This window comes from Cryobacterium sp., assembly GCF_026786305.1.
Lineage (GTDB): Bacteria > Actinomycetota > Actinomycetes > Actinomycetales > Microbacteriaceae > Cryobacterium.
In genome coordinates, this window is sequence record NZ_JAJAYI010000098.1 from 11,850 (window position 1) to 34,281 (window position 22,432).

21 protein-coding genes are annotated in these 22,432 nt (G+C 66.7%); 7 read left to right on the forward strand and 14 right to left on the reverse strand.

Translation table 11 applies throughout. The features are described 5' to 3' along the window. Window positions 1-35: 35 nt before the first annotated feature. The 4 genes from LH475_RS12860 to LH475_RS12875 form a co-directional block, all read right to left on the reverse strand. Window positions 36-914, reverse strand: a complete 879-nt coding sequence (locus LH475_RS12860) for an anti-sigma factor (RefSeq protein WP_297414437.1) — start codon at window positions 912-914, stop codon at window positions 36-38. Continuing rightward, a complete protein-coding gene (locus LH475_RS12865; RefSeq protein WP_297414439.1) occupies window positions 901-1,455 on the reverse strand; it encodes a sigma-70 family RNA polymerase sigma factor in 555 nt (184 codons plus the stop codon). Before LH475_RS12865 ends, LH475_RS12860 begins: the two co-directional genes overlap by 14 nt. A gap of 266 nt (window positions 1,456-1,721) precedes the next feature. After that, window positions 1,722-3,203 carry an NAD-dependent succinate-semialdehyde dehydrogenase gene (locus LH475_RS12870; protein WP_297414441.1) on the reverse strand — a complete coding sequence of 494 codons (1,482 nt, stop codon included), beginning with the start codon at window positions 3,201-3,203 and terminating at the stop codon, window positions 1,722-1,724. 93 nt (window positions 3,204-3,296) lie between these two features. Then, the gene (locus LH475_RS12875) at window positions 3,297-3,575 is read right to left on the reverse strand and encodes a hypothetical protein (protein WP_297414443.1); all 279 of its coding nucleotides are present in this window, start codon (window positions 3,573-3,575) and stop codon (window positions 3,297-3,299) included. Window positions 3,576-3,647: 72 nt separating this feature from the next. Between LH475_RS12875 and LH475_RS12880 the strand changes: the two genes are divergently transcribed. From LH475_RS12880 to hpaD, 7 genes are all read left to right on the forward strand, one after another. Then, window positions 3,648-4,409 (forward strand): helix-turn-helix domain-containing protein, encoded by a 762-nt coding sequence (locus LH475_RS12880; RefSeq protein WP_297414476.1) that lies wholly within the window; start codon window positions 3,648-3,650, stop codon window positions 4,407-4,409. Between the two features lie 494 nt (window positions 4,410-4,903). After that, window positions 4,904-6,250, forward strand: a complete 1,347-nt coding sequence (locus LH475_RS12885) for an MFS transporter (RefSeq protein ID WP_196843618.1) — start codon at window positions 4,904-4,906, stop codon at window positions 6,248-6,250. Window positions 6,251-6,429: 179 nt separating this feature from the next. Continuing rightward, window positions 6,430-7,896: a fumarylacetoacetate hydrolase family protein gene (locus tag LH475_RS12890; RefSeq protein WP_196843617.1), complete on the forward strand. Its 1,467-nt coding sequence runs from the start codon at window positions 6,430-6,432 to the stop codon at window positions 7,894-7,896. Continuing rightward, window positions 7,878-8,573, forward strand: a complete 696-nt coding sequence (locus LH475_RS12895) for a GntR family transcriptional regulator (RefSeq protein WP_196843616.1) — start codon at window positions 7,878-7,880, stop codon at window positions 8,571-8,573. Before LH475_RS12890 ends, LH475_RS12895 begins: the two co-directional genes overlap by 19 nt. Beyond that, window positions 8,570-9,520 carry a 4-hydroxy-tetrahydrodipicolinate synthase gene (dapA, locus tag LH475_RS12900; protein ID WP_297414447.1) on the forward strand — a complete coding sequence of 317 codons (951 nt, stop codon included), beginning with the start codon at window positions 8,570-8,572 and terminating at the stop codon, window positions 9,518-9,520. Before LH475_RS12895 ends, dapA begins: the two co-directional genes overlap by 4 nt. Then, window positions 9,517-11,040, forward strand: coding sequence for a 5-carboxymethyl-2-hydroxymuconate semialdehyde dehydrogenase (gene hpaE, locus LH475_RS12905; protein ID WP_297414449.1), 1,524 nt, complete (start codon window positions 9,517-9,519; stop codon window positions 11,038-11,040). The genes dapA and hpaE overlap by 4 nt, the downstream gene beginning before the upstream one ends. 101 nt (window positions 11,041-11,141) lie before the next feature. Further along, window positions 11,142-12,215 (forward strand): 3,4-dihydroxyphenylacetate 2,3-dioxygenase, encoded by a 1,074-nt coding sequence (hpaD, locus tag LH475_RS12910; RefSeq protein ID WP_297414478.1) that lies wholly within the window; start codon window positions 11,142-11,144, stop codon window positions 12,213-12,215. Between the two features lie 50 nt (window positions 12,216-12,265). Here hpaD and LH475_RS12915 read toward each other — a convergent pair whose 3' ends face one another. The 10 genes from LH475_RS12915 to LH475_RS12960 form a co-directional block, all read right to left on the reverse strand. Beyond that, on the reverse strand, window positions 12,266-13,105 hold the full coding sequence (locus LH475_RS12915) for an anti-sigma factor (RefSeq protein ID WP_297414450.1): 840 nt from the start codon (window positions 13,103-13,105) through the stop codon (window positions 12,266-12,268). Continuing rightward, window positions 13,092-13,709 (reverse strand): sigma-70 family RNA polymerase sigma factor, encoded by a 618-nt coding sequence (locus LH475_RS12920; protein ID WP_297414451.1) that lies wholly within the window; start codon window positions 13,707-13,709, stop codon window positions 13,092-13,094. Before LH475_RS12920 ends, LH475_RS12915 begins: the two co-directional genes overlap by 14 nt. A gap of 107 nt (window positions 13,710-13,816) precedes the next feature. Next, window positions 13,817-14,482, reverse strand: coding sequence for a class F sortase (locus LH475_RS12925; protein WP_297414452.1), 666 nt, complete (start codon window positions 14,480-14,482; stop codon window positions 13,817-13,819). A 5-nt stretch (window positions 14,483-14,487) separates the two neighbouring features. Continuing rightward, window positions 14,488-15,324 carry a DUF4397 domain-containing protein gene (locus LH475_RS12930; protein WP_196843611.1) on the reverse strand — a complete coding sequence of 279 codons (837 nt, stop codon included), beginning with the start codon at window positions 15,322-15,324 and terminating at the stop codon, window positions 14,488-14,490. A gap of 227 nt (window positions 15,325-15,551) precedes the next feature. Beyond that, on the reverse strand, window positions 15,552-16,994 hold the full coding sequence (locus LH475_RS12935; protein ID WP_297414455.1) for an aldehyde dehydrogenase family protein: 1,443 nt from the start codon (window positions 16,992-16,994) through the stop codon (window positions 15,552-15,554). 143 nt (window positions 16,995-17,137) lie between these two features. Beyond that, on the reverse strand, window positions 17,138-17,869 hold the full coding sequence (locus tag LH475_RS12940; protein WP_297414457.1) for an alpha/beta hydrolase: 732 nt from the start codon (window positions 17,867-17,869) through the stop codon (window positions 17,138-17,140). Beyond that, the gene (locus tag LH475_RS12945) at window positions 17,866-18,456 is read right to left on the reverse strand and encodes an isochorismatase family protein (protein WP_196843609.1); all 591 of its coding nucleotides are present in this window, start codon (window positions 18,454-18,456) and stop codon (window positions 17,866-17,868) included. The genes LH475_RS12940 and LH475_RS12945 overlap by 4 nt, the downstream gene beginning before the upstream one ends. Window positions 18,457-18,488: 32 nt before the next feature. Next, on the reverse strand, window positions 18,489-19,967 hold the full coding sequence (locus LH475_RS12950) for a D-alanyl-D-alanine carboxypeptidase (protein ID WP_297414460.1): 1,479 nt from the start codon (window positions 19,965-19,967) through the stop codon (window positions 18,489-18,491). Between the two features lie 33 nt (window positions 19,968-20,000). Then, complete coding sequence (locus tag LH475_RS12955; protein ID WP_196843608.1) at window positions 20,001-20,987, reverse strand: Gfo/Idh/MocA family oxidoreductase; 987 nt, start codon at window positions 20,985-20,987, stop codon at window positions 20,001-20,003. Further along, entirely contained in the window at window positions 20,984-22,366 is a 1,383-nt protein-coding gene (locus LH475_RS12960; protein ID WP_196843607.1) for a DHA2 family efflux MFS transporter permease subunit, read from the reverse strand. The genes LH475_RS12955 and LH475_RS12960 overlap by 4 nt, the downstream gene beginning before the upstream one ends. Window positions 22,367-22,432 lie beyond the last annotated feature (66 nt).

Genomic DNA, 22,432 nt, shown 5'->3' on the forward strand with positions numbered 1-22,432 from the left:
TCGGATGCACCGCTTGAACTATTTCGCGGACAGGTTCACAGCGCGTGTAACTGGCCGCGCACGATCGAGTCACCGGAGTGTGCCGGGTCGCCGTCGGTGGGCTCGGCCGACACGTCGATGATCGGGTACTGGGCCAGGTCAACGCTCGCGGGGATGGTGAAACGACCGGTGGACCCGTCGAGGAATCCGATGCTGACCAGACCGGACGCATCCGCTTTGAGCAGCCAGACCTCGCGCAGGCTGGTGCTCGAGGAGGCCGGCGCGTCAAGGTCGACGACGACCGCGCGACGACCGTCGGAGGCTTGCTCGACCCGGGCCGACCCGCCCGCGGTCCAGCCGGGCAGGGCGTCGAGGGTGGCCTCGGCAACGACCTGCTCACGGGGCGAGCCTCCGGTCGTGCTCGCGACACCAATGGCGATGCCGCCCACCAGTCCGATCACGCCGGCGGCAGCCGCGACGGGCACCCAACGGCGCCGGGGCAGCAGACGAACAGGTGCAATCTCCCGCACCGAGCCCGAATCCGGCAGTACCTCGGGCGGCGTGGCTGATTCCGGCCCGTCGATCAGCGAACCGGATGCATCGGGCCGGGCCGCCGTGTCCGTCAGGTGAGGGGGCGTCGAGAGGCGAGGCACCGTACGCACGGCATCGCTCAGCCCGAGTTCGGCACGAATGCTCGCCCAGACTGCCGCGGGCGGCGTGAGTAGGCGGTCGAACCCGGCCGCGCGACCGAGTTGCACGACCTGGCGCAGGGCGAGGTACTCGCCGGCGCACGCGGCGCAGGCGGCGAGGTGGGCGCGCTCCCGGGCACTTGCGTCACGTTCAGCCACCAGGGCCAGCAGGTGCAGGTCGGCCGCGTCGATATGGGCCGCGTCAATGTGGGCCGCGTCAATGTGGGTGGCATTAATCGGAGTCATCGGACACCTCCAGCCGGGTGCGCAGGCGGGTCAGACTGCGCCGCATGTGGCTTTTGACCGTGCCGAGCGGCAGTCCGAGGCTGTCGGCGATCTGCACCTGGGTGAGATCGTCGAAGAAGGCGAGGCGCATCACCTGCCGCGGTATGGGCTCGAGTCGGTCGATTTCGTCGCCGACGAGCACCCGGTTGACCACGCTGACGCTGTCGTCCGCGCGATGCGACGGTAGGGTCGCGGCGAGCGATACCTCGAGTCGTCGCTGTCGGCTGCGAGCCTCATGGGTGTCGGCGATCACGTGCCGGGTGATGCCGATCAGCCAGGCCGGTAGTCGGGACCGGGCGGGGTCGAATCCGGCGCGCCCGCGCCAGGCTGCGATGAACACTTTTTGGGTGACGTCCTCGGCGTCGGTGGCATTGGCGAGCGATCGCACGGCGATTGTGAAGACCAGCGGCGACCAGCGTGTGTAGGCCTTGGCCAGGGCGCGCTCGTCGCCGTCCTGAAAGTTGCGGGACAAAGCCGCGTCATCGTCGATGGGTGCGCTCACGTCGGGGTGGGTCCTTCGGGCCGAAACACGAACCGGGCAGGGGCGCGGCAGCCGAACACCTCGGGTGTCGACCTCCGCGCGCACCAGCATAGTGAGTTTCCTTCGACTCGGGGAGGCTCCCTTGCCCGTCAAGGACGGCGAAAGGGGCCACAGCAGCAAACCCGACGTCGCTCGCTGTGGCCCTTCCCGGGGCGGGAACCACTTACTCTCTTATTTCTCTCATCGAAGGCGAAACGGATGCACCCGGTCTTGATTCGGCGCGCCCGTTACGGCGTTGGTGTGAGCGTGTACTTTGTCGAGAGGTATTCCTGAATGCCCTCGAGCCCGCCCTCGCGGCCGAGGCCGGACTGCTTGACGCCGCCGAACGGTGCCGCCGCGTTGGAGACGACGCCGGTGTTCAGACCCATCATGCCGGTCTGTAGTTTGTCGATCATGCGTTGTCCGCGGGCGAGATCGGTCGTGAACACGTAGCTGATCAGTCCGAATTCGGTGTCGTTTGCGAGGCGCACGGCATCCGCTTCGTCGGTGAAGGTGCTGATCGCGAGCACCGGGCCGAAGATTTCGTCGCGAAGAATATCGCTGCCGGGTTTGACATCGGTGAGCACGGTGGGCGCGTAGAACGTGCCCTCACGCTCGATCGCAACGCCGCCGGTGAGCAGGGTGGCGCCGCGGCCGAGGGCATCCTGCACCAGGGAGTCGGCCTTGGCAACGGCTTTATCATCGATCAGCGGGCCGATGGTGATACCGGCCTCGGTGCCGCGCCCGATCTGGAACGCCTCGACGCGTTCGGTGATGCGGCGGGCGAATTCGGCCGCGACGGACTCGTGCACGATGAAGCGGTTCGCCGCGGTGCAGGCCTGGCCGATGTTGCGAAACTTGGCGATGAGGGCGCCATCGACGGCCTTGTCGAGGTCGGCGTCGGCGAAGACGACGAACGGGGCGTTGCCACCGAGCTCCATCGAGGTGCGCAGCACGTTCTCGGCCGAGAGCTTGATGAGCGACTTTCCGACCGCGGTCGAGCCGGTGAAGCTGAGCTTGCGGAGGCGCCGGTCCGCGATGATCGGCTCGGAGACCGCGCCGGACTGCGAGGTCGTGATGACGTTGACGACACCGGCTGGCAGGCCGGCCTCTTCGAGCAGGGCCACGAAGTGCAGGGTGGTGAGCGGCGTGAGCGCGGCCGGCTTGACGACGACGGTGCAGCCGGCGGCGAGCGCCGGGGCGATCTTGCGGGTCGCCATGGCGAGCGGAAAGTTCCACGGGGTGATCAAAAAACAGGGGCCGACCGGGTGCTGGGTGACGATCATACGGCCGGTGCCCTCGGGGTTGGCACCATAGCGTCCGCTGATGCGCACGGCTTCTTCGCTGAACCAGCGCAAAAACTCGCCACCGTAGGCGACCTCGCCGAGCGCCTCGGGCAGTGGCTTACCCATTTCGATCGTCATGAGCAGCGCAAATTCCTGCTTGCGTTCCTGCAGTAGATCGAAGGCGCGACGCAGAATTTCGCCGCGCACGCGGGCGGGAGTCGCGGCCCAGTCGGCCTGCGCGGCGTCGGCGGCGTCGAGGGCGGCGGCGCCGTCGGCCACGCTCGCGTCGGCGATGGTCTTGATGACACGGCCGGTGGCCGGGTCAGTCACATCGAGGGTCCGCCCTCCGGTCGCGGCGATCCACGCCCCGTTGATATAGAGCTGGTTGGGCACGCGAGCGAGCAGCTCGGATTCGTTCGTGCGCGCGTCGGTAACAATCATCATTGCATCTCCCAAACTTGTGTCGGCCCGTCGATCTGCCGGTAATATCCTAACCGCGCCGACCGACACGGCTGCTGGATGCCCGCGCCGATCGGATCAACTGAACATCAACGAAGAGACCAAACCGACCGTCATCGCCGACATTGCGTGGCCCCTACTGGCATGTTGCGCGACCGCCCAATGTTTTCTCGTGCCCGGCCGGCCGACGAAAGCGCGGGCTGCGGCATCCGTTGTGGTCACGGGCACTGCCGGCAGCATGGCGAGCCAGATGACCGTCATGAAGAGGAGCCCCGCCGCGTGCTGCGCGGTGGTCCCACGGCCGCCGTCGAGCACGCTACGCGCAAAACCCGTCTGCCAGCTTGTCGACGGGCGCACGCTCGGAGTGCACCAGCGCACCACGCGCATTCGGCACACTCAAGAACGACCGGATGCGAGAATACCAAGGTGTTGATTCCAAAATTTGCCGTCGCGACCGACAGCCAGAAACCGGATGCTGCGGTCCCGGCGCCTCGCGCGCCCGCTGCCCACTCGCAAACCCTGTCGCGCGGAATCCGCGTGCTGGAGATTCTCGCCGAAACCGACGAACCGATGACGATCGTCGCTCTCGCCGCGGCCCTCAGCGTGCACCGCTCGATCGCCTATCGAATCCTGCGCACCCTCGAAGATCACGGCCTCGTCGTTCGCGACCCGGCCGGACGTGTGCGGCTCGGCCCACGCCTGGCTGCCCTGGCCCGCGGCGTATCTCGCGACCTACAGGCTGCGGCCCTGCCCGTGCTCACCCGCATCGCCAACGAGCTCGGTATGACCGCGTTCGTCGCCGTGCTCGACCAGAGCGAGGTGGTCACGCTCGTGAGCATCGAGTCGCGGCAGGCACACGCGACGGTCGCCCAGCGGCCCGGCACGCGGCATGCGCTGCACATGGGCGCCCCCGGAATCGCCATCCAATCCGGTCTGAGCGCCTCGCAGTGGGCCGCGCTCGGCCACGCCGAAAGCCGCCGCAGCGAGGCCGGCGAGGTCGCTGCCCTTGGCTACGCCTCCAGTCACGATGAGGTCATTGCCGGGCTGTCGTCGATCGCCGTGCCGCTGCTCGTGCCCGGAGAATCACCGGCCTCCCTCGCCGTCGTGTACATCTCGAGTCTGCACTCCCCCACCGACATCGGCGCCGCGCTCACCGAGGCCGCTCGCACGATCGTCGCCGAGCTCAGCTGACTAACCGGCCACGCAGAGGCTTTGCCGACCGAGGCGACGCATCGCGAGCGGGGCACGCTACCGGCCACGTCGGCAGAGTTCACACCGAGGCGCCGGCGCCGAGGTGGGAGGCATCCGGGCACCGGCCAGCACACCGACGACCATGGCCGCAACGCATAGCGCGAGTACGACGGAGAAGGCCATGGTCTCGCCGAGATCAGGCCGGTGAGAAGCACCCCGAATGCGGTGAGGGCCTGCGTCGAGGGCATCTGCGGGGAGGGCCTTCCCTCCAAACCAGCCTCACTCGCCCTCTCTCGTGGCGGCCCGCACGCCCGTCCACGTGCGATTAACCGCGCGGAACCGCCGAAAGTAACGATCCCGTACAATACTGACCAATAGGTAGGTAATCTCCAATTTAGGTGCAATACTGCCCCAGTGCCGGTTTCTCCGCACGATCCACACACTTTGCAGCAGTACCCGACCCAGCACCGCAGTGAGATACGAGGGAGTATTCCATGGCTATATCGACCGAGCGCACTCGGGCAACCAGCGCTAAACGGAGCGAAGAACGGCGGGTCCTCGCCGGCACGATGGTGGGTACCACCATCGAGTGGTATGACTTCTTCATCTACGCCCAGGCCGCCGGCCTCGTACTGGCCGGCCTCTTCTTTGCCCCGCTCGCCGGCGAGAACGCACCCCTGGCCCAGTTGATCGCCTGGGCCTCACTCGGCATCAGCTTTCTGTTCCGCCCGCTCGGCGCCATCGTCGCTGGTCACCTCGGCGACCGCATTGGCCGCAAGGCAATGCTCGTCTTCACGCTCGTCATGATGGGCGCGGCGACCGCCCTTATCGGCCTGCTGCCGACCTTCGACCAGATCGGCGCCTGGGCACCGATCCTGCTGATCGTGCTGCGCATCCTGCAGGGCTTCTCGGCCGGCGGCGAATGGGGCGGCGCCGCGCTCATGTCGGTTGAACACGCGCCGGTCAACAAGCGCGGCTTCTTCGGCGCCTACCCGCAGATCGGCGTTCCGGTCGGCCTCATCCTCGCCACCGGCGTCATGATCGCCGTGACCACCTCGATGAGCGAAGAGGCCTTCCTCTCGTGGGGCTGGCGCATCCCGTTCCTGGTCTCCGTGCTGCTCATCGTCGTCGGCTGGGTCATCCGCCGTGCGGTCGCCGAGAGCCCCGTCTTCAAGGAGATGCAGACCCGCAAGAAGGAATCCGCCGCCCCGCTCAAGCAGCTGTTCAAGAACCACTCGCGTCAGGTCATCCTCACCGCGCTCATCTTCATCGCCAACAACGCGGCCGGCTACATGCTGATCGCGTTCTTCAATTCCTACGCCACGAAGCCGGTCGAAGCCGGCGGACTCGCCATGGAGCGCACCCCGGTGCTCATTGCGAGCACCGTCGCGGCCGTCTTCTGGCTCGCGTCGACCATGCTCGGCGGCATTCTCTCCGACAAGATCGGCCGCGTGCGCACCTTCCAGCTCGGCTACGCCTTTCTGTTCATCTGGGCGATTCCGATGTTTCTGCTCATCGACACCGGCGACATCGTCTGGTTCGCGCTCTCCCTCATCATTCTGGCGAGCGGACTCGGCTTCTCATACGGCCCGCAGGCCGCGCTCTACGCCGAAATGTTTCCCGCCCAGGTGCGCTACTCGGGCGTCTCGATCGGCTACGCCCTCGGCGCGATTCTTGGTGGCGCCTTCGCCCCGCTGATTGCGCAGCTGCTGCTCGATGAGACCGGCCAGTCCTTCTCGATCGGCATCTACCTCATGGTGCTCGCCGCGATCTCCTTCACCGCGGTGACCCTCGTGAAAGAGACCCGAGGGGTTCCGCTGGGCATCAGCACGCACGAATAATTACCTGCAGGACCCGACCGTGTCGCCCGGATTGAAACCCGGGCGGCACGGTTTTTTTTCGTGCCGGCCTGCCGGCGCGATCTGCGGCCACGACGACTCTCGACATCCACCCATGAATCGTATATGGTTTCATATACAACGACACGTGAGCACGTTGTGCAACGACGCGATTGGATACCATGACCCCCGAACCCCTGCCCTATCTGGGTCGGCCCGGCAAAGTGATCGCCGTGCACATCAACTACCCCTCCCGGGCCGCCCAGCGTGGGCGCACCCCCGAGCAGCCATCCTATTTTCTGAAGCCGTCGACGAGCGTCGCGGCCAGTGGTGCCACCATTGTCCGACCCCGAGGATGCGAACTGCTCGCCTTCGAAGGCGAAATCGCGTTGGTCATCGGTCGCCGCCTGCGTGGCGTGAGCGTTGAGGACGGTTGGAGCGGCGTTGCCGGGGTCACGGCGGCCAACGACTTCGGCGTGTACGACCTGCGCTACGCCGACAAGGGCTCGAACCTGCGGTCCAAGGGCGGAGACGGCTTCACTCCCCTGGGACCGCGCGTAATCGCGGCCGAGACGATCGACCCCACACAACTGCGCATCCGAACCTGGGTCAACGGCGAGCTCGTGCAGAGCGACACCACTGCCGACCTGCTCTTTGGCTTCGGCCGCCTCGTCGCCGACCTGTCCCAGCTGATCACGCTCGAGCGCGGCGATGTCATTCTCACCGGAACCCCCGCCGGCGCCTCGGTCGTCGTGCCGGGCGACGTGGTCGAGGTCGAGGTCGACGCGCCGACCATGCCCGGCGCGCCCAGCACCGGCTGCCTGATCACGCCGGTGGTCGAGGGTAAGTTCGAGTTCGGCGCGTTCGGTGCCGGCCCGAAGATCGACGACCTGCAGCGGGCCGAAGCCTGGGGATCAGTCGAAGCCAACGGCCCGGTGACAGCCCCGCCCTTCGTGCTCACCGAGGAACTCAAAGTCCGCATCAACAGCGTCGGCACCGCCACGCTCAGCTCGCAGCTGCGCAAGCGCGGCCTGAACAACGTCTCGATCGACGGCCTGCACTCCACCCGCCCCACCGTGCGCCTGGTCGGTCGCGCCCGCACCCTGCGCTTCATTCCTAACCGGGAAGACCTCTTCACGGCGCACGGCGGCGGCTACAACGCCCAGAAGCGCGCGTTCGACGGCCTCGGCGTTGACGACGTGCTCGTGATCGAAGCGCGCGGCGAAACCGGCACCGGCACGGTCGGCGATATCCTCGCCCTCCGCGCCCAGGTGCAGGGCGCCGCCGGCATCGTCACCGACGGCGGCGTGCGCGACCTCGCCGCGGTCACGGCGCTCGATATGCCCACCTACCACCACGGCGGCCACCCGGCCGTGCTCGGCCGCCGCCACGTTCCGTGGGACACCGACCTCACGATCGCCTGTGGCGGGGCCTCCGTTCAACCCGGCGACATCATCGTCGGCGACGCCGACGGGCTGCTCGTCATTCCGCCGCACCTCATTGACGAGCTCGTCACCGACGGCATCGAGCAGGAACGCGAAGAGACCTTCATCGCCGAGATGGTCGGCGCTGGCGAGGGCGTCGACGGCCTCTACCCGATGAACGCGGCGTGGAGAGCGAGGTACCGCGCATGGCTCCTTCAGCAGTAACGGATGCCACCCGTCCGACAATCGGCAAGGCCCAGTTCGCCTACGACTGGCTGAAAACCCGCATCAACGACGGCACCTTCGGCCCGGGTTTTCGACTGGTCCTCGACCAGATCGCCCGGGATACGTCGATGAGCCCGGTTCCGGTGCGGGAAGCAATCCGTCGCCTCGAAGCGGAGGGACTCGTGACCTTCGCCCGCAACGTCGGGGCGCAGGTGGCCATGCTCGATCCCACCGAATACCAGCACACCATGCAAACCCTCGGCCTGGTCGAGGGCGCGGCGACCGCACTGTCGGCGCCGACCTTGAGTCCGGCCGCCATTGCGCGGGCACGCCAGATCAACGCCCAGATGCGCGACACGCTGCTGCACTTCGACCCGACGAGTTTCACGACGCTCAACCGTGACTTTCACTCCGAGCTGTACAGCACCTGCCCCAACCCGCACATTCTCGACCTCGTGCACCGCGGCTGGAACCGGTTGTCGGTGCTGCGCGAATCCACCTTCGGCTTCGTGCCGGGGCGCGCGGCCGAATCGGTTGCCGAACACGACCACATTCTCGATCTGATAGAGCAGCGGGCATCCGCTCATGACATCGAACACGCGGCGCGCGACCATCGGCTGACCACCCTGAACGCATTTCTCCTCTCTCGAACCGGTACCAAGGAAGGCACCTCATGAAGTTCCGCAGTACTCCGAGCCAGATTCGCGGGTCCATCGCCGCGCTGATGACCCCGTTTACCGCCGACGGCGCGCTCGACCATGCCGGTCTGACCAACCTGGTCAACTGGCAGATCGCCTCCGGCTCGCACGGCATCTCGATCGGCGGGTCGACCGGCGAGCCCAGCTCGCAGACCATCGCCGAGCGCGCCGCCGCCATTCGCACCGTCGCGACCGCGATCGACGAGCGCGTGCACTTCATGGCCGGAACCGGCTCCACCAAGCTCGACGAGACCCTCGAACTGACCGCGGCCGGCCGTGACGCCGGCATCGACGCGGCGCTCATCATCACGCCGTACTACGCCCGCCCCACCCAGGAGGCGCTCTACGTCTGGTACAAAACCGTCTGCGAGGAGTTTCCCGACCTGCCAATCGTGGCCTACAACGTGCCGAGCCGCACCGCCGTCGACATCGCCCCCGAAACGGTCTACCGACTCTTTCGCGATTTCGACAACTTCGTCGGCGTGAAGGAGACCACCAAAGACTTCGAGCATTTCTCCCGCGTGCTGCACCTGTGCGGCCCCGAATTGTTGGTCTGGAGCGGCCTCGAGTTGCTCTGCCTGCCGCTCATGGCCCTCGGCGGCGCCGGCTTTGTCAGCGCCACGAGCAACATCGCGCCGGCTGCCGTCGCGCAGATGTTCGAGGCCTGGGAATCCGGCGATTTCGCCGCCGCCCGCAAAATTCACTACGGACTGCACCCGCTCGTCGACCTGCTCTTCGTCGAGACCAACCCGGCACCGGGCAAGTGGGTCATGGCCCAGCGTGGCCTGATCGAGAGCGGCTTCGTGCGTCCCCCGCTGATCACTCCGACCCCCGGCGGGCTCGCCAAGATCCGCGTACTGATGAACGCCGGTTCAAACTACCTCACGTCCACTGCCGGATTCGCCCTGGAAGGAGCTTCCCAATGATCGAAACCAACACCCAGGTGCACTACGTGCCGGCTGACCTGCCCACCAGCATCCGTCATTTCATCGGTGGAGAATTCGTTGACAGCGTCGGCGGCGAAACCTTCGATGTGCTCGACCCGGTGTCGAACCAGACCTACGCCACCGCGGCCGCCGGCCAGAGGACCGACGTCGCACGAGCCGTCGCCGCGGCGAAGGAGGCGTTCGACAACGGACCCTGGCCGCGCATGCTGCCCCGCGCTCGCGCCCGGGTGCTTCACCGGATCGCCGACGCCGTCGAAGCGCAGGACGCCCGGCTCGCCGAGCTCGAAACCTTCGACACCGGACTGCCGATCACGCAGGCGCTCGGCCAGGCGCAGCGCGCCGCCGAGAACTTTCGTTTTTTCGCCGACCTGATCGTGGCGCAGGCCGACGACACCTTCAAGGTGCCCGGAAAGCAGATCAACTATGTCAACCGCAAGCCGGTCGGCGTCGCCGGGCTGATCACCCCCTGGAATACCCCGTTCATGCTCGAAAGCTGGAAGCTCGCGCCGGCGCTCGCCTCCGGCTGCACCGTCGTGCTGAAACCGGCCGAATTCACGCCCCTCTCGGCGAGCCTCTGGGCCGAAATCTTTCGCACCGCCGGGGTGCCCGACGGCGTCTTCAACCTGGTCAACGGGCTCGGCGAGGAGGCCGGGGACGCGCTGGTCAAGCATCCAGATGTGCCGCTCATCTCGTTCACGGGCGAAACGACCACCGGCCAGACCATTTACCGCAACTGCGCCGCGAACCTCAAGGGTATGTCGATGGAGCTCGGCGGCAAGTCGCCGGCCGTGGTCTTCGCCGACGCCGACCTCGACGCCGCAATCGACTCGACCCTGTTCGGCGTATTTTCGCTGAACGGCGAGCGCTGCACCGCGTCGAGCCGCATCCTGGTGGAGCGCTCGATCTACGACGACTTCTGCTCCCGTTACGCAGCCCGCGCCCAGAGCATCGTGGTCGGCGACCCGCACGACCCGAAAACCGAGGTCGGCGCCCTCGTGCATCCGGAGCACTACGCCAAGGTAATGAACTACGTTGAGATCGGCAAGACCGAGGGGCGTCTGCTCGCTGGCGGCGGCCGCCCCGCAGGGCTTGCCGAAGGCAACTACGTCTCCCCCACGGTCTTCGCGGATGTCGCCCCGACCGCCCGCATCTTTCAGGAGGAGATTTTCGGCCCGGTTGTCGCCATCACCCCCTTCGACACGGATGCCGAAGCGCTCGGCTTGGCCAACGGAGTGAAGTACGGGTTGGCTGCCTACATCTGGACCACCGACCTCACCCGCGCGCACAACTTCGCGCAAGCGGTCGATGCAGGAATGGTGTGGCTCAACTCGCACAACGTGCGTGACCTGCGCACCCCGTTCGGCGGGGTCAAGGCCTCGGGCCTCGGCCACGAGGGCGGCTACCGGTCAATCGACTTCTACACCGACTCGCAGGCGGTGCACATCACGCTCGCCCCCGTGCACACGCCCCGCTTCGGCGGCCGCGCTGCATCCGCTTAAGGCACCGTCGGTCGAGCCCGTCGAGACCACCTGGTCTCGACGAGCTCGATCAATGACTTTCCCATTATTGAATCTCACCGAGGAGAATTCCTATGACCACCATTTCTAACCCGGTTCCCACCCCCACCGCGACCCCACCCGACATCCTCCGCTGCGCCTACATGGACATCGTTGTGACCGACCTGGCCGCGTCCCGCGAGTTCTACGTCGACATTCTCGGACTCGTCGTCACCGAGGAGAGCGACACCGAGATCTACCTGCGCAGCTTCGAGGAGTTCATCCATCACAACCTCGTGCTGCGCCAGGGTCCGATTGCCGCCGTCGCCGCGATGGCTTTCCGGGTGCGCAGTCCCGAAGACGTCGACCTGGCCGAGGCCTACTACCGTGAACTCGGCTGCCGCACCGAACGCCGCACCGAGGGCTTTGTGAAAGGCATCGGCGACAGCGTGCGTGTCGAAGACCCGCTCGGCTTTCCCTACGAGTTCTTCTACGCGACCACCCACGTTGAACGCCTCGCCTGGCGCTACGACCTGCAGGGCCCGGGCGCACTCGTGCGGCTCGACCACTTCAACCAGGTCACCCCCGACGTCGGCCGCGGTCGCACATACCTCGAAGACCTGGGTTTTCGCGTCACCGAAGACATCCAGGACTCCGACGGCGTGACCTACGCGGCCTGGATGCGTCGCAAGGACACCGTGCACGACACCGCTCTCACCGGCGGCAACGGGCCGCGCATGCACCACATCGCATTCTCCACGCACGAGAAGCACAACATCATCTACATCTGCGACAAGCTCGGCGCTTTGCGCAAAAGCGACCTGATCGAGCGTGGCCCTGGCCGGCACGGTGTCTCGAACGCGTTCTACCTCTACCTGCGCGACCCCGACGGCCACCGCGTCGAGATCTACACCCAGGACTACTACACCGGCGACCCCGACAACCCGGTCGTCACCTGGGACGTGCACGACAACCAGCGCCGCGACTGGTGGGGCAACCCCGTCGTGCCCAGCTGGTACACCGAAGCCTCGCTCGTGCTCGACCTCGACGGCACGCCCCAGCCGGTCATCGAGCGCACCGAGTCGAGCGAAATGGCCGTGACCGTCGGGGCCGACGGCTTCTCCTACACCCGTAAAGACGACGAGGTCGCCGGCTTCAAACTAGGCACCACCCTCTAGCTCATGCACGGGGCGCGGGCCCGGAACGTGGGCCCGGCGCATTCGGCTCGTCAGGTCGAGTGGAGTTCACCGCGCACGACCGAGTCCGCCGAGTGCGCTGGCATGCCGTCGTTGGGCTCTGCGGAGACATCCACGAGCGGGTATTCCGCGAGATCAATTTCGGCGGGAATCACGAAGCGGCCGGTTGTGCCGGTGAGAAAACCAAGACTCACCAGCCTCGTTGCATCCGTGCTGAGCAGCCATACCTCGCGCAGGGGGGCGTCCACGGATGGGGCAACCGAGGGGTTCAACGTGACCAGCACATCACGCTGGCCAGACGAAGTCTCCTCAACGGATGCCTGCCCGGTCGCGCTCCAGCCCGGGAGCGGTTCGAGCTTTGCGCGAGCGACAACGGATGGCCCGCCACCGAAATCGGGCCACCAACTACTCGCTCCATAGCCGGCCACGAGGCCGATCACCGTTGCGGCCGCGAGCGGGATCCACCGGCGACGGGCGCGGGATATCGCCACGACCGGGGCCGGTTGCCGGGCAGATGGCCGGGTTGATGCCGGGGCAGGCGCAGGCGACACACCGGTAACGACGGCGGTTGTCGGCACGGCGGTTGTCGGCACGGCGGTTGTCGGCACGGCGTCTGAAGAATCCGTCAGCGCGGGAAGGGAAGCCATCGCGGCAGACAAGCCCAGTTCGGAGTGAATGCGGCTCCATGCACCGGCATCAGGGGTGATGAGCCGGGCGCCGGGGGCTGAGCGGCCCACCGCAACGGTGTGCTGCAGGGCGAGGAGGTCGTTGGCGCACTCGGTACAGACCGCGAGGTGTTCGCGTTCCATGGGCGTGGGCTCAAGCTCGGCCAGGGCGATCAGGGCGAGATCGTCGGGATTAAAATGCGTCATAGCTCACCTCCAGTCTAGTTTTGAGACGGCTCAGACTCCTGCGGATATGGCTCTTCACGGTGCCGAGCGGCAGTCCGAGGCTGTCGGCAATCTGTACGTGCGTGAGATCCTCGTAGAAGGCCAGTTTCATCACCTGCCGGGGAACGGCCTCGAGCCGCTCGAGTTCCTCGCGCATGAGCACTTGGTCGGCCACCGCAATCGAATCATCGGGCTGCACGAGGGGAACGTACCCTGCAGCCACGCCTTCTACTTGGCGGCGTCGGGTGCGCGCTCTGTGGGCATCCGCAACCGCGTTCCGGGTGATTCCCACCAGCCAGGCGGGCAATCGGGACCGGTCAGGATCGAAGGTATGCCGACCACGCCAGGCGGCGATGAAAACTTTCTGCAGCACATCCTCGGCTTCGGTATGGTCACCGAGCGACCGGACGGCGACCGTGAAGACGAGCGCCGACCAGCGGGCGTACATCTCCGCGAGAGCACGCTCGTCACCATCGCGGAACCTCTCGACAAGCCGCCGGTCCGCCTCGAGGACGGCAAAATTGTTTTCAGCCGCGCTGAGGGAATCCACATTCTTGTGGCTCGTGCTGTCGTCGGGCTGCGTCACGGGGTGAGAATGGCTCCTGGGGGCAGGACGTGTCGTCGGATGCGCGTCTCTTTGGCCGGTGACCGGTGAACCCGCGGGGTTTGTGTTCATCAGCATAGCGACCCCTGCTACGCCACCGGGATCGCGGTGACAACGATATTCGACTGGTACTGCCGTGTCGTGTAGTTAAATTCTCCTCCGCAGGTCACGAGGGTGAGGCGCGGCGACCCGGTACGGTCGAAAACTGCGGCCCATGGCACCTCGGGTTTGCCGGTGGACTGCACCGATTCCAGCGCATACCGGTGTTCGACGCCGTCATCGGACGACACCATGATTTCGGTACCGGCCGGCGCATCGGCCAGTCTCGCGAAGGGGCCGAGCCCGTATCGCAGTGAGTCCACATGGGCCGCGATCACCGTCGCTCCCTCGGCGCCGGGTGCTGGACCAAAGCGGTACCACGATGCGATGTCGGGGTTGGCCGCGAGCGCCATCGATCCGACGGCGTCGAGTCCTGCGGGTTCAACGGTCATGTCGATGTTGAGCGACGGGATGCGGATGCGCGTGGGTGCCGCGGCCGCTGGTCGCTGGTTGGCCAGGCTGGCATCGACCGTGGGTACATCGATGACCGGCGCGGGTGGCGGCGCGGGTGGCGGCGCGAGCGGTGAAACGGATACCGATGGCGACGACGACGGGGCCGGTGTGGATGGTGCGGCGGAGCATCCGCTGATCACGAGCGCCAGGAGAGCCGGCGCGAGAATGGCGGCGCGCCTCGATCCGGCTCTCCCCGTGCCCATGGTGGTCAGTTGCCCTTCGACGTCGCGGTGCGACGCGCCCGCAGTGTGGCGGCGATGACCACGCCGAGAAGCAGCACGAGCGACGAACCGCCGAGCCAGAGCGCGGCGGGAGCCACCGGCTGGTTGGTGGCGGCGAGGCCTGCCTCACCGGCCGGGATGCTGCCGGGAGTGGAGTGCAGGCCGGTGATGGTCTGCAGGCCGAGCGCGAGGTTGTTGTCCGCAAGGCTGCCCCAGGCGTAGACGATGGTGTTGACACCTTCAGCCACGTTCACGTCGGCCGGCCCGATCACCGGCGTCGTGGTTCCGGTCGCCGCGACGGACGCGGAGATCGTTGCGGTCGGCAGAGTCAGCAACGACTCGGCGGGGTTCACCAGGTTCGTAATGACGGGTGTACCACCGGCGAGCACGTCGACGGCGGGTGCCGCTGCCACGTGGCGCACAGTGAGTCGTCCTTCACCGGCGGCGAGGGTGGAAGTGTCGTTGGTGAACAGTGTGGCGGTTGGCGCACCGGCGGCAGCCAGGTGGGCCACGGCGGTGTAGTTCATGCCGCTTGCCAGGGCGAGGTCGACCGGGCCGATGGCCGGTGAGCTGGCATCTGCAGCGTCCGCGGCCGTGATGGCGACCGAGTAGGTGCCGGGTGCGAGTTCGAGCGGACCAGCGAGGGCGCCGGGCTCAAAGTTGTCGAGGGTGAGAGCACCGTTGACGTACACGTCCACGGTGAGACCGGGAACGCCGTGGAACACGGACAGTTTGGCGTCTCCTTCAGCGGCGGTAACCGGGGTCACGCCGACGAGAGCGATGAGCGCGCCCGCCGCGATGCCGGTGCTGAGTAACTTGCGCATGAGAACCTCCTATTTGTTGCCCGGCGCGAGTCACCGTGGCAGGGGATGCTTACACACACTCCTACCGGTCCCATCGTGCGCTTGGATGCACTCCGCACGACATTTTTTGAGTTTTCGCTTTCGGTCAGGCCAGGCCTTCGTGCTCCCTATTGCTAATGCGCGGCGCGGGGCACCCACAAGGAGCCCTCGTCATTGACGAGGGCTCCTTGTGGTGGCTGAGCAAATGTTTATCCGTTAATGACCTGCGGCACGCCCAGAGCCTTGAGGCCTTCGACACCGAACTCGAGGCCGTAGCCGGACTGCTTCGCCCCGCCGAATGGAATCATCGGGTGCACGACGCCGTGCGCGTTGATCCAGACCGTGCCGGTCTCCAGGCGCGCGGCGACCGCACGGGCCGCCACGAGGTCGCTCGACCACACCGAGCCGCCGAGCCCTACATCAACGCTATTCGCGCGCGCGATGACATCGTCGAGGTCGGTATAGCGAATGATCGGAAGCGCCGGCCCGAATTGCTCCTGACTCACGAGCGGGTTGTCGTCGTCGATGTCCGCGATCAGCGTGGTCGGGTAGAAGAAGCCGGGCGCCTCCAGGTCGGGGTCACCGCCGATGAGTACGCGGGCTCCTGAGTCTTTCGCGGCCTGCACGAGTCCCGCAACGATGTCGAACTGCGCCTTGTTCTGCAGCGGGCCGAGCACATTGTTCTCGTCGATTCCGACACCCATCGGCATTTTCGCGGCGACCGCTGTCAGTGCGTCGCAGACCGCGTCGTAGATGTCGTCGTGCACGTAGAGGCGTTTGAGCGCGGCGCAGGTCTGGCCGGTGTTGATGAAAGCACCCCAGAACAGTCCTTCAGCAATGGCCTCCGGGTCGGCGTCGGGCAATACAATGCCAGCGTCGTTGCCGCCGAGTTCCAGGGTGAGGCGCTTGACCGTGTCGGCCGAGCTCTTGATGATGGCCTTGCCTGTTGCCGTCGATCCGGTGAACATGACCTTGCCGATTCCGGGATGCACGGCGAGGCCGGCTCCGATATCGCGGCCGCCGGAAACGACGGTGACGAGCCCCTCGGGCAGCACCTGATTGAGTACAGCAACGAGCCCAAGCACGCTCAGCGGCGTGTACTCGGACGGCTTGACCACGACGGCGTTGCCCATGCGCAGCGCCGGGGCGATCTGCCACGTCGTGATCAACATCGGCCAGTTCCACGGGCCGATCGCGCCGACGACACCGATCGGGCGGTAGGTGATCGCGGCGTGGGTGGTGCCGTCATCGATGAGCACTTCGGAGTCCAGTGGGGTCGCGGCCGCGGTGCGGAGCCAGGCGGAGACGGCGCCCACTTCGAAGCGCGCGTTGGGTCCGTTGAGCGGTTTGCCCTGTTCGCGCGAGAGCAACTGGGCCAGAGCCTCGGCTGCGGCGTCGACTGCGTCAGCGGCACGCAGCATAACGGCGCTGCGCGCGTCGTGGCCGAGGGCGGCCCAGGCCGGTTGAGCCCGCGTCGCTGCGGCAATGGCAGCTTCAAGGTCGTCGACGGTGTGCACCGGGGCGAGGCCCACGACAGCACCCGTTGCGGGGTCGAAAATCTCGCGGGTCTCGCCCGTCGAGGGAGTGATGGCGGCGAGCAGCCCGTCGAGGGTGTCGAGCGTCGGGGTTGCCAGGGTGTCGTTCGTTGTCATGAGTCCTCCACGTTGAGTGCGGCGCCGTGAGTCCCGCCGTGGCTCCACCGTATGCGGGAGAATCCCGGACCGCTTGCACGAGAGCGCTGCCCACCCGCCATCGCGCGCACAGCGTGCAGTTGCAGGCCGGCGCAAGCCGAGTGTCAGGCCAGAAATTGCAGCGCGGCCTGCTTGAACTCGCGTGACGTCAGCGCGTTCAGATGGGTGCGACCGGGCAGCTCGAGGTACTCGGCACCGTGCCGGGCCGCGAGCGCGGCAATACCGGCCACAATCGGATCGGCCCCGCCGCCCACAAACAGCTGCGGGATGCCCGCCGGCACGTCGAGCGTGCACCCCGCGACCCCCTGCACGCACGCCACCAGCGCGTCACGGTCGGCGCCGGCGGCGATCGCCGGGCCGAGCACCGCGACGATGGTCGGATCGGTGGGCAGATCGCCACAAAGCACGAACCGGTTGACGGCATCGAGATTCCAGGTGGCGAACAGTTCGAGCGGGCCGGCTCCGCCGAGCACGAGGCGTCGCACGCGTTCGGGAGCAAGCTGGGCCAGCGCGGCCACCACTCGCGACCCCATGGAGTAGCCGATCACGTCGACCTGATCGAGTTCGAGAGAGTCCAGCACGGCCACCAGGTCGGCGGCCAGCTGCCGCGGTGCGTAGTCGGCGACGCGGTGCGGCTTGTCGCTGCGGCCGTGGCCGCGCAGGTCGGGTGTGATCGCGGCGCGCCCGACCTCCCCCAGCGCACGCACCCAGCCGGAACCGGCCCAGGTGACCGCTGCGGTGGAGGCAAACCCGTGCACGAGCAGAACGGGTCGCTCTCCCGGCGTGGCGTCAAAGGCGATGCGCACTCCGTCGAGCCGCCGAGCGAAATCGGTCACTCGACGGCGTCGCTCGCGGCGAACACCGCGCCGGCGTGCGCCATCTCGGCGAGGGCGGTCGCGGTGGATTCTGCGGCCACGCCGGCGACGAGATCGGTCAGCACGCGCACGTGCTGGCCGTGTTCGAGGGCGTCAAGGGTGGAGGCGCGCACACAGTAATCGGTGGCGAGACCGACAATGTCGACGTCCGTCACCCCGTGCTCGCTCAGAAGCGCCCCGACCGTCTGCCCGGCCTCGGTGGTGCCCTCAAAGATTGAGTAGGCGGGCTTACCCTGGCCCTTGCGAATGTGAAAGGTCACGGCATCCGTTGTGAGGTTTCGGTGATATTCGGCGCCTGCAGTGCCGGCGACGCAGTGCACCGGCCAGGTCGTGACGTAGTCGGGCGTCGCGTCGCGGGCGAAGTGGCCACCGTTGTCGTTGCCGATATCGTGCCAGTCGCGCGAGGCGAACACATATTTGTAGGCGAGCGGATGCTGCGCCAACAGCGCGCTCACGCCCGTCGCGACGGCGCCGCCCCCGTCAACTCCGAGAGCGCCGCCCTCGGTGAAGTCATTCTGAACGTCGATGATGAACAGTGCGCGGGTCACGATGTCTCCTTCGAAAGTCAGTTATTGCACGGTCAATTATTAGACAAGTTATCGCCGCAATGGAAAAATCCGGTAGCCAACGTGTCAATGGCGATTTTTGCGCTCGAGCTCACGTTGCCGATGGCGTAGACGGCAAAGGTGAGCGGGGTGCCGTCGGCAGCGCGAATAACGCCGGCGAGCGTGTAGCCGGTATCGATCCAACCGGTCTTGGCGAAGACCGCGCCGTCGGCGGCGGAGTTCGCACCGGCGAAACGGTCGCTGTAGGAGAGGGATCCACTCGGTCCGCCGGCGACCGGCAGGCCGTCGAACAACACGCCGAGGTTGCCTTCGCGGGCATTGACCTTGATGAACAGGGCGGTCAGATAGGCGGGCGACACGGCATTGTTGGGGCTGAGACCCGAGCCGTCTGTGATGATCATGCCGGTCGTGTCGATGCCGTAGGCGGCGAGGCCACCGACGATGCCCTGCTGCAGTGCAGAGAAGGAGTTCCCGGCGCCGTTTTCGATAGCGACCAGACGGGCGAGCATCTCGGCGATCGTGTTGTCACTCACGATGAGCGTCTGCTGGATGAGCGTCGACACCGGCTCGGACTGCACGGCGCCGAGCTCAGCGGCGCCAGCGGGAGCGGTGGCCTGGCTGATGGTGAGCCCGCCGCCGAGTGCGTCGGCGAAGGCCTGCCCGGCCCGCATGATCGGGTCTTCGCTGCGAGCGGAGGAGCTGCGGGTGGGGTCGTTGCGGTCGCCGTCAACCATGAGGGCGGTAATTTCGGGCATGTGGCCGAAGCCGAGTTCGGTGCGGGCCCAACCGTCGTCCCAGTCGGGGCCGGAGAAATAGGAGGAGTCCAGCACGAGGGAGGTGATCGGCGGGTTGGCCGGGTCGGCAGCCCAGGCGACCATGGTCTGGGTGGCGAGGTCGTCGAGGTGGGCGGCGCCGGTGTAGAACGGTTCCTGACCGGTGGGCAGCCGCGACAGGGTGAGGTCTCCGCCGCCGATGAGCACAACCTGGCCGGGTTCGGCGCCCTTGACCACACGGGTAGTGGCCCGATAGTCGTCGCCGAGCACGTTGAGCGCGGCGGCCGAGGTGAGCACCTTCATGACACTCGCCGTGCGCGAGGAGGTCGTGCCGCCGCGATCGAACAGCACCTCACCGGTGGTGGCGTTCCTGACCTGCGCCTGAAAATCGGCGAGGCGGGTGTCGGCGGCAAGCCCGGCGACCGAGCAGGTGCGCAGTCGGCTGGCCGTCGTCGCCTCCGCGGGCACCGGCCGGGCGGGGTCGATGGTCGGCGCCGGGCTTGGCGTCGCCGTAGGCATGGCCACCGCGGATGCCGCCGCCCGTTCATTCGCGCCGGTCTGGCTGCCGGCAAACACAGCTCCACTACCCAGCAGCACGAACACGAGGGCGCCGGCGGCAATCAGCCAGGGGCGCCGATACCGGGCGAAGACGCGTGCGATCCCACCGCGCGGGACAGCGCCAGCCGTAGCCGGTTTGGGTTTCTGCACTGGTTCGTCCACCTCCGTATGCTAACCGACACGCCGCCGGGCGGGCTATTCGCCCGGATAACGCAGTCCGATCAGGGCCCGCACCGCGTCGAGGGTGGTCATGATGGCGACCGATTCCTCGGCCGGCATGATGGCGCTCGAAACTTTTGCGGCGCGAATGAGGGCTTCAGCCTCGACCGCTTCGAAGTGCATCCCTCGGCCGGTGAACTCGGCCGCCGTGAAGGTCTCGAGTATGGTCCCCACGTTGTCGAGCACCCGAAAACCGGTCGGCGCATACCAAACGGCGTCGATGTCGATGCGCCCGTGCGTGCCGATGATCGACGCCGTCGTCGGGCCGAGGGTGTCGCTCGCCGCGAATGTCATGGCGATCTGGCCGCCGGGATAGCGAAAGATCGTCGCGACCTGTGCATCCGCTCCGGTGGACTTGAACGAGGCGCTGGCCAGAATCGAGTCGGGCGCACCGAAGACGGCATTCGCAAAGTTCACCGGGTAGACGCCGAGATCGAGCAGCGCGCCCCCGCCGAGGGAGAGGGAATTGAGCCGGTGCTCGGGGTCATCGGGTAGGTCCTGTGTGTGGTCGGCGAGCAGGCTGCGCACGTCGCCGAGCGTGCCGGCGGCGAGAATCTCCCGAATACGCACCATGTGCGGCAGAAATCGGGTCCACATGGCTTCGAGCACGAGTAGGTTCTTACTCGCGGCGAGGTCGACGATCTGCCGGGCTTCGCGGGCGTTGAGTGCGAATGGCTTCTCGATCAGCACGTGTTTGCCGGCGTTCAATGCGAGTGTGGCGTGCTCGGCGTGAAAAGGATGCGGCGTTGACACGTAGATAACGTCGACCTCGGGGTCGTTCACGAGGGCTTCGTAGCTGCCATGCGCGGTGGGGATGCCTAATTCGACGGCAAACGCATCCGCTGATGTCTGCCGGCGCGACCCGACCGCTTGTACCGTGTGGCCGTTCTGCACGAGATCGTTGGTGAACGAGTGGGCGATGCCGCCGGTGGCCAGGATTCCCCAGCGGATGAGAGCCGTCATGCCTGCAGTTTATCCACGGGCACCGACACTGGGTTCTGGATGCCGAGACCCGAAACGATTCCGCCGCCGACCAGCAGGATTCCGGTCACAATGGCCGCCCGATGAAACCCGTCGACGTCAAGAACCGGGCCGACGATAATGCTTGCCGCTGCAATCGCCACGAGTCCAGCCACCCGCGACACCGCATTGTTGACGGCCGAGGCGATGCCGGCCCGGCTCGGATCGATGGCGCCGAGGATGGCGGAGGTCAGTGGGGCGACGGTGATGGTCAGTCCCAGGCCGAAGATGACAATGCCGGGCAAGACCTGGCTGACATAGGCGACGCTCGGTTCAACACGCAGCATGGTGAAGAAGCCGGTTCCGGCCGTGATCGGGCCAACGCACATGAAGAGCCGCGGGCCGAACCGTCCGGCGAGCCGTCCGACGGCGCCCGACAGGGCAATGCTCAGAATACTCACCGGCAGCAGCGCGAGGCCGGCCAGCGTCGCGGAGTACCCGCCGACCTGCTGCAGGAAGACGGCGAGAATGAACGAACCGAGCGACAACGCCGCATAGATCAGGGTCGTAGCCACGTTTCCCACCCAAAAGTTGCGCACCCGAAACAAACTGAGCGGCATCATGGGCTTTCGGGTGCGTCTCTCGTGCCAGATGAACGCGGCAAAACATAACAGACCAACCGAGAGCGGCACCAGAATGACCGGGCTTCCCCACCCGAAGTTTGCCTGTTCGATGAGCGCGAAGACGGGCAGCGCGAGACCGAGCACCCCGAGAACGGCGCCGATGATATCAACGCGGGTGCCGGCATCCGCTGCCCGATCGCCCGGAAGACGCGCCAGCAGAACCAGAGTCGCCGCGATCGGCACGATATTGATGGCGAACACCAGTCGCCAGGATGAGAGGTCGACCAGCAGACCGCCGATGAGCGGGCCCGCGATGAATGCAGTGCTGGTCCAGGCGGTCCAGGTACCGATCGCGCGAGCCTGGCCGGAGCCCGAGAACGTGCTGAAAACGAGGGCGAGCGAGCTCGGTACCAGCAGGGCGCCAGCCACGCCCTGCAACCCACGCGCGCCAATGAGAAAGGAAGCGCTCGGTGCCACAGCGCAGAGAACGGATGCCGCGGCGAACCCCACCAGACCCCAAAACAGCACCCGTTTACGCCCGAACGCGTCGGAGAGTGAACCGGCCAGCAGGATGACGCCGCCAAGGGTGATGAGGTACGCATCGACGACCCACTGCTGGGTCGCAATGCCGCCGCCGAGCTCGCGGGTGATCGCCGGGAGGGCCACATTGATGACGGTGCCGTCGAGAAAGGCTATGAAAGAGGCGAGCACTGCGACGACAAGAACGAGCCGTTGTGCGGTGGCCGGTGAACGAGTCATGACTTGATTTAACCGCACGAACCACCGCACTGGACAATTTACTCGGTGTGTAATTTATAGGTCACA

Coding starts and splice junctions, on each gene's coding strand:
- LH475_RS12885 (WP_196843618.1), top strand. CDS start 4,904: ATGGCTATATCGACCGAGCGCACTCGGGCAACCAGCGCTAAACGGAGC.
- LH475_RS12890 (WP_196843617.1), top strand. CDS start 6,430: ATGACCCCCGAACCCCTGCCCTATCTGGGTCGGCCCGGCAAAGTGATC.
- LH475_RS12935 (WP_297414455.1), bottom strand. CDS start 16,994: ATGACAACGAACGACACCCTGGCAACCCCGACGCTCGACACCCTCGAC.
- hpaE (WP_297414449.1), top strand. CDS start 9,517: ATGATCGAAACCAACACCCAGGTGCACTACGTGCCGGCTGACCTGCCC.
- LH475_RS12955 (WP_196843608.1), bottom strand. CDS start 20,987: ATGACGGCTCTCATCCGCTGGGGAATCCTGGCCACCGGCGGCATCGCC.
- LH475_RS12915 (WP_297414450.1), bottom strand. CDS start 13,105: ATGACGCATTTTAATCCCGACGATCTCGCCCTGATCGCCCTGGCCGAG.
- LH475_RS12895 (WP_196843616.1), top strand. CDS start 7,878: ATGGCTCCTTCAGCAGTAACGGATGCCACCCGTCCGACAATCGGCAAG.
- dapA (WP_297414447.1), top strand. CDS start 8,570: ATGAAGTTCCGCAGTACTCCGAGCCAGATTCGCGGGTCCATCGCCGCG.
- LH475_RS12860 (WP_297414437.1), bottom strand. CDS start 914: ATGACTCCGATTAATGCCACCCACATTGACGCGGCCCACATTGACGCG.
- LH475_RS12960 (WP_196843607.1), bottom strand. CDS start 22,366: ATGACTCGTTCACCGGCCACCGCACAACGGCTCGTTCTTGTCGTCGCA.
- LH475_RS12925 (WP_297414452.1), bottom strand. CDS start 14,482: ATGGGCACGGGGAGAGCCGGATCGAGGCGCGCCGCCATTCTCGCGCCG.
- LH475_RS12870 (WP_297414441.1), bottom strand. CDS start 3,203: ATGATGATTGTTACCGACGCGCGCACGAACGAATCCGAGCTGCTCGCT.
- LH475_RS12930 (WP_196843611.1), bottom strand. CDS start 15,324: ATGCGCAAGTTACTCAGCACCGGCATCGCGGCGGGCGCGCTCATCGCT.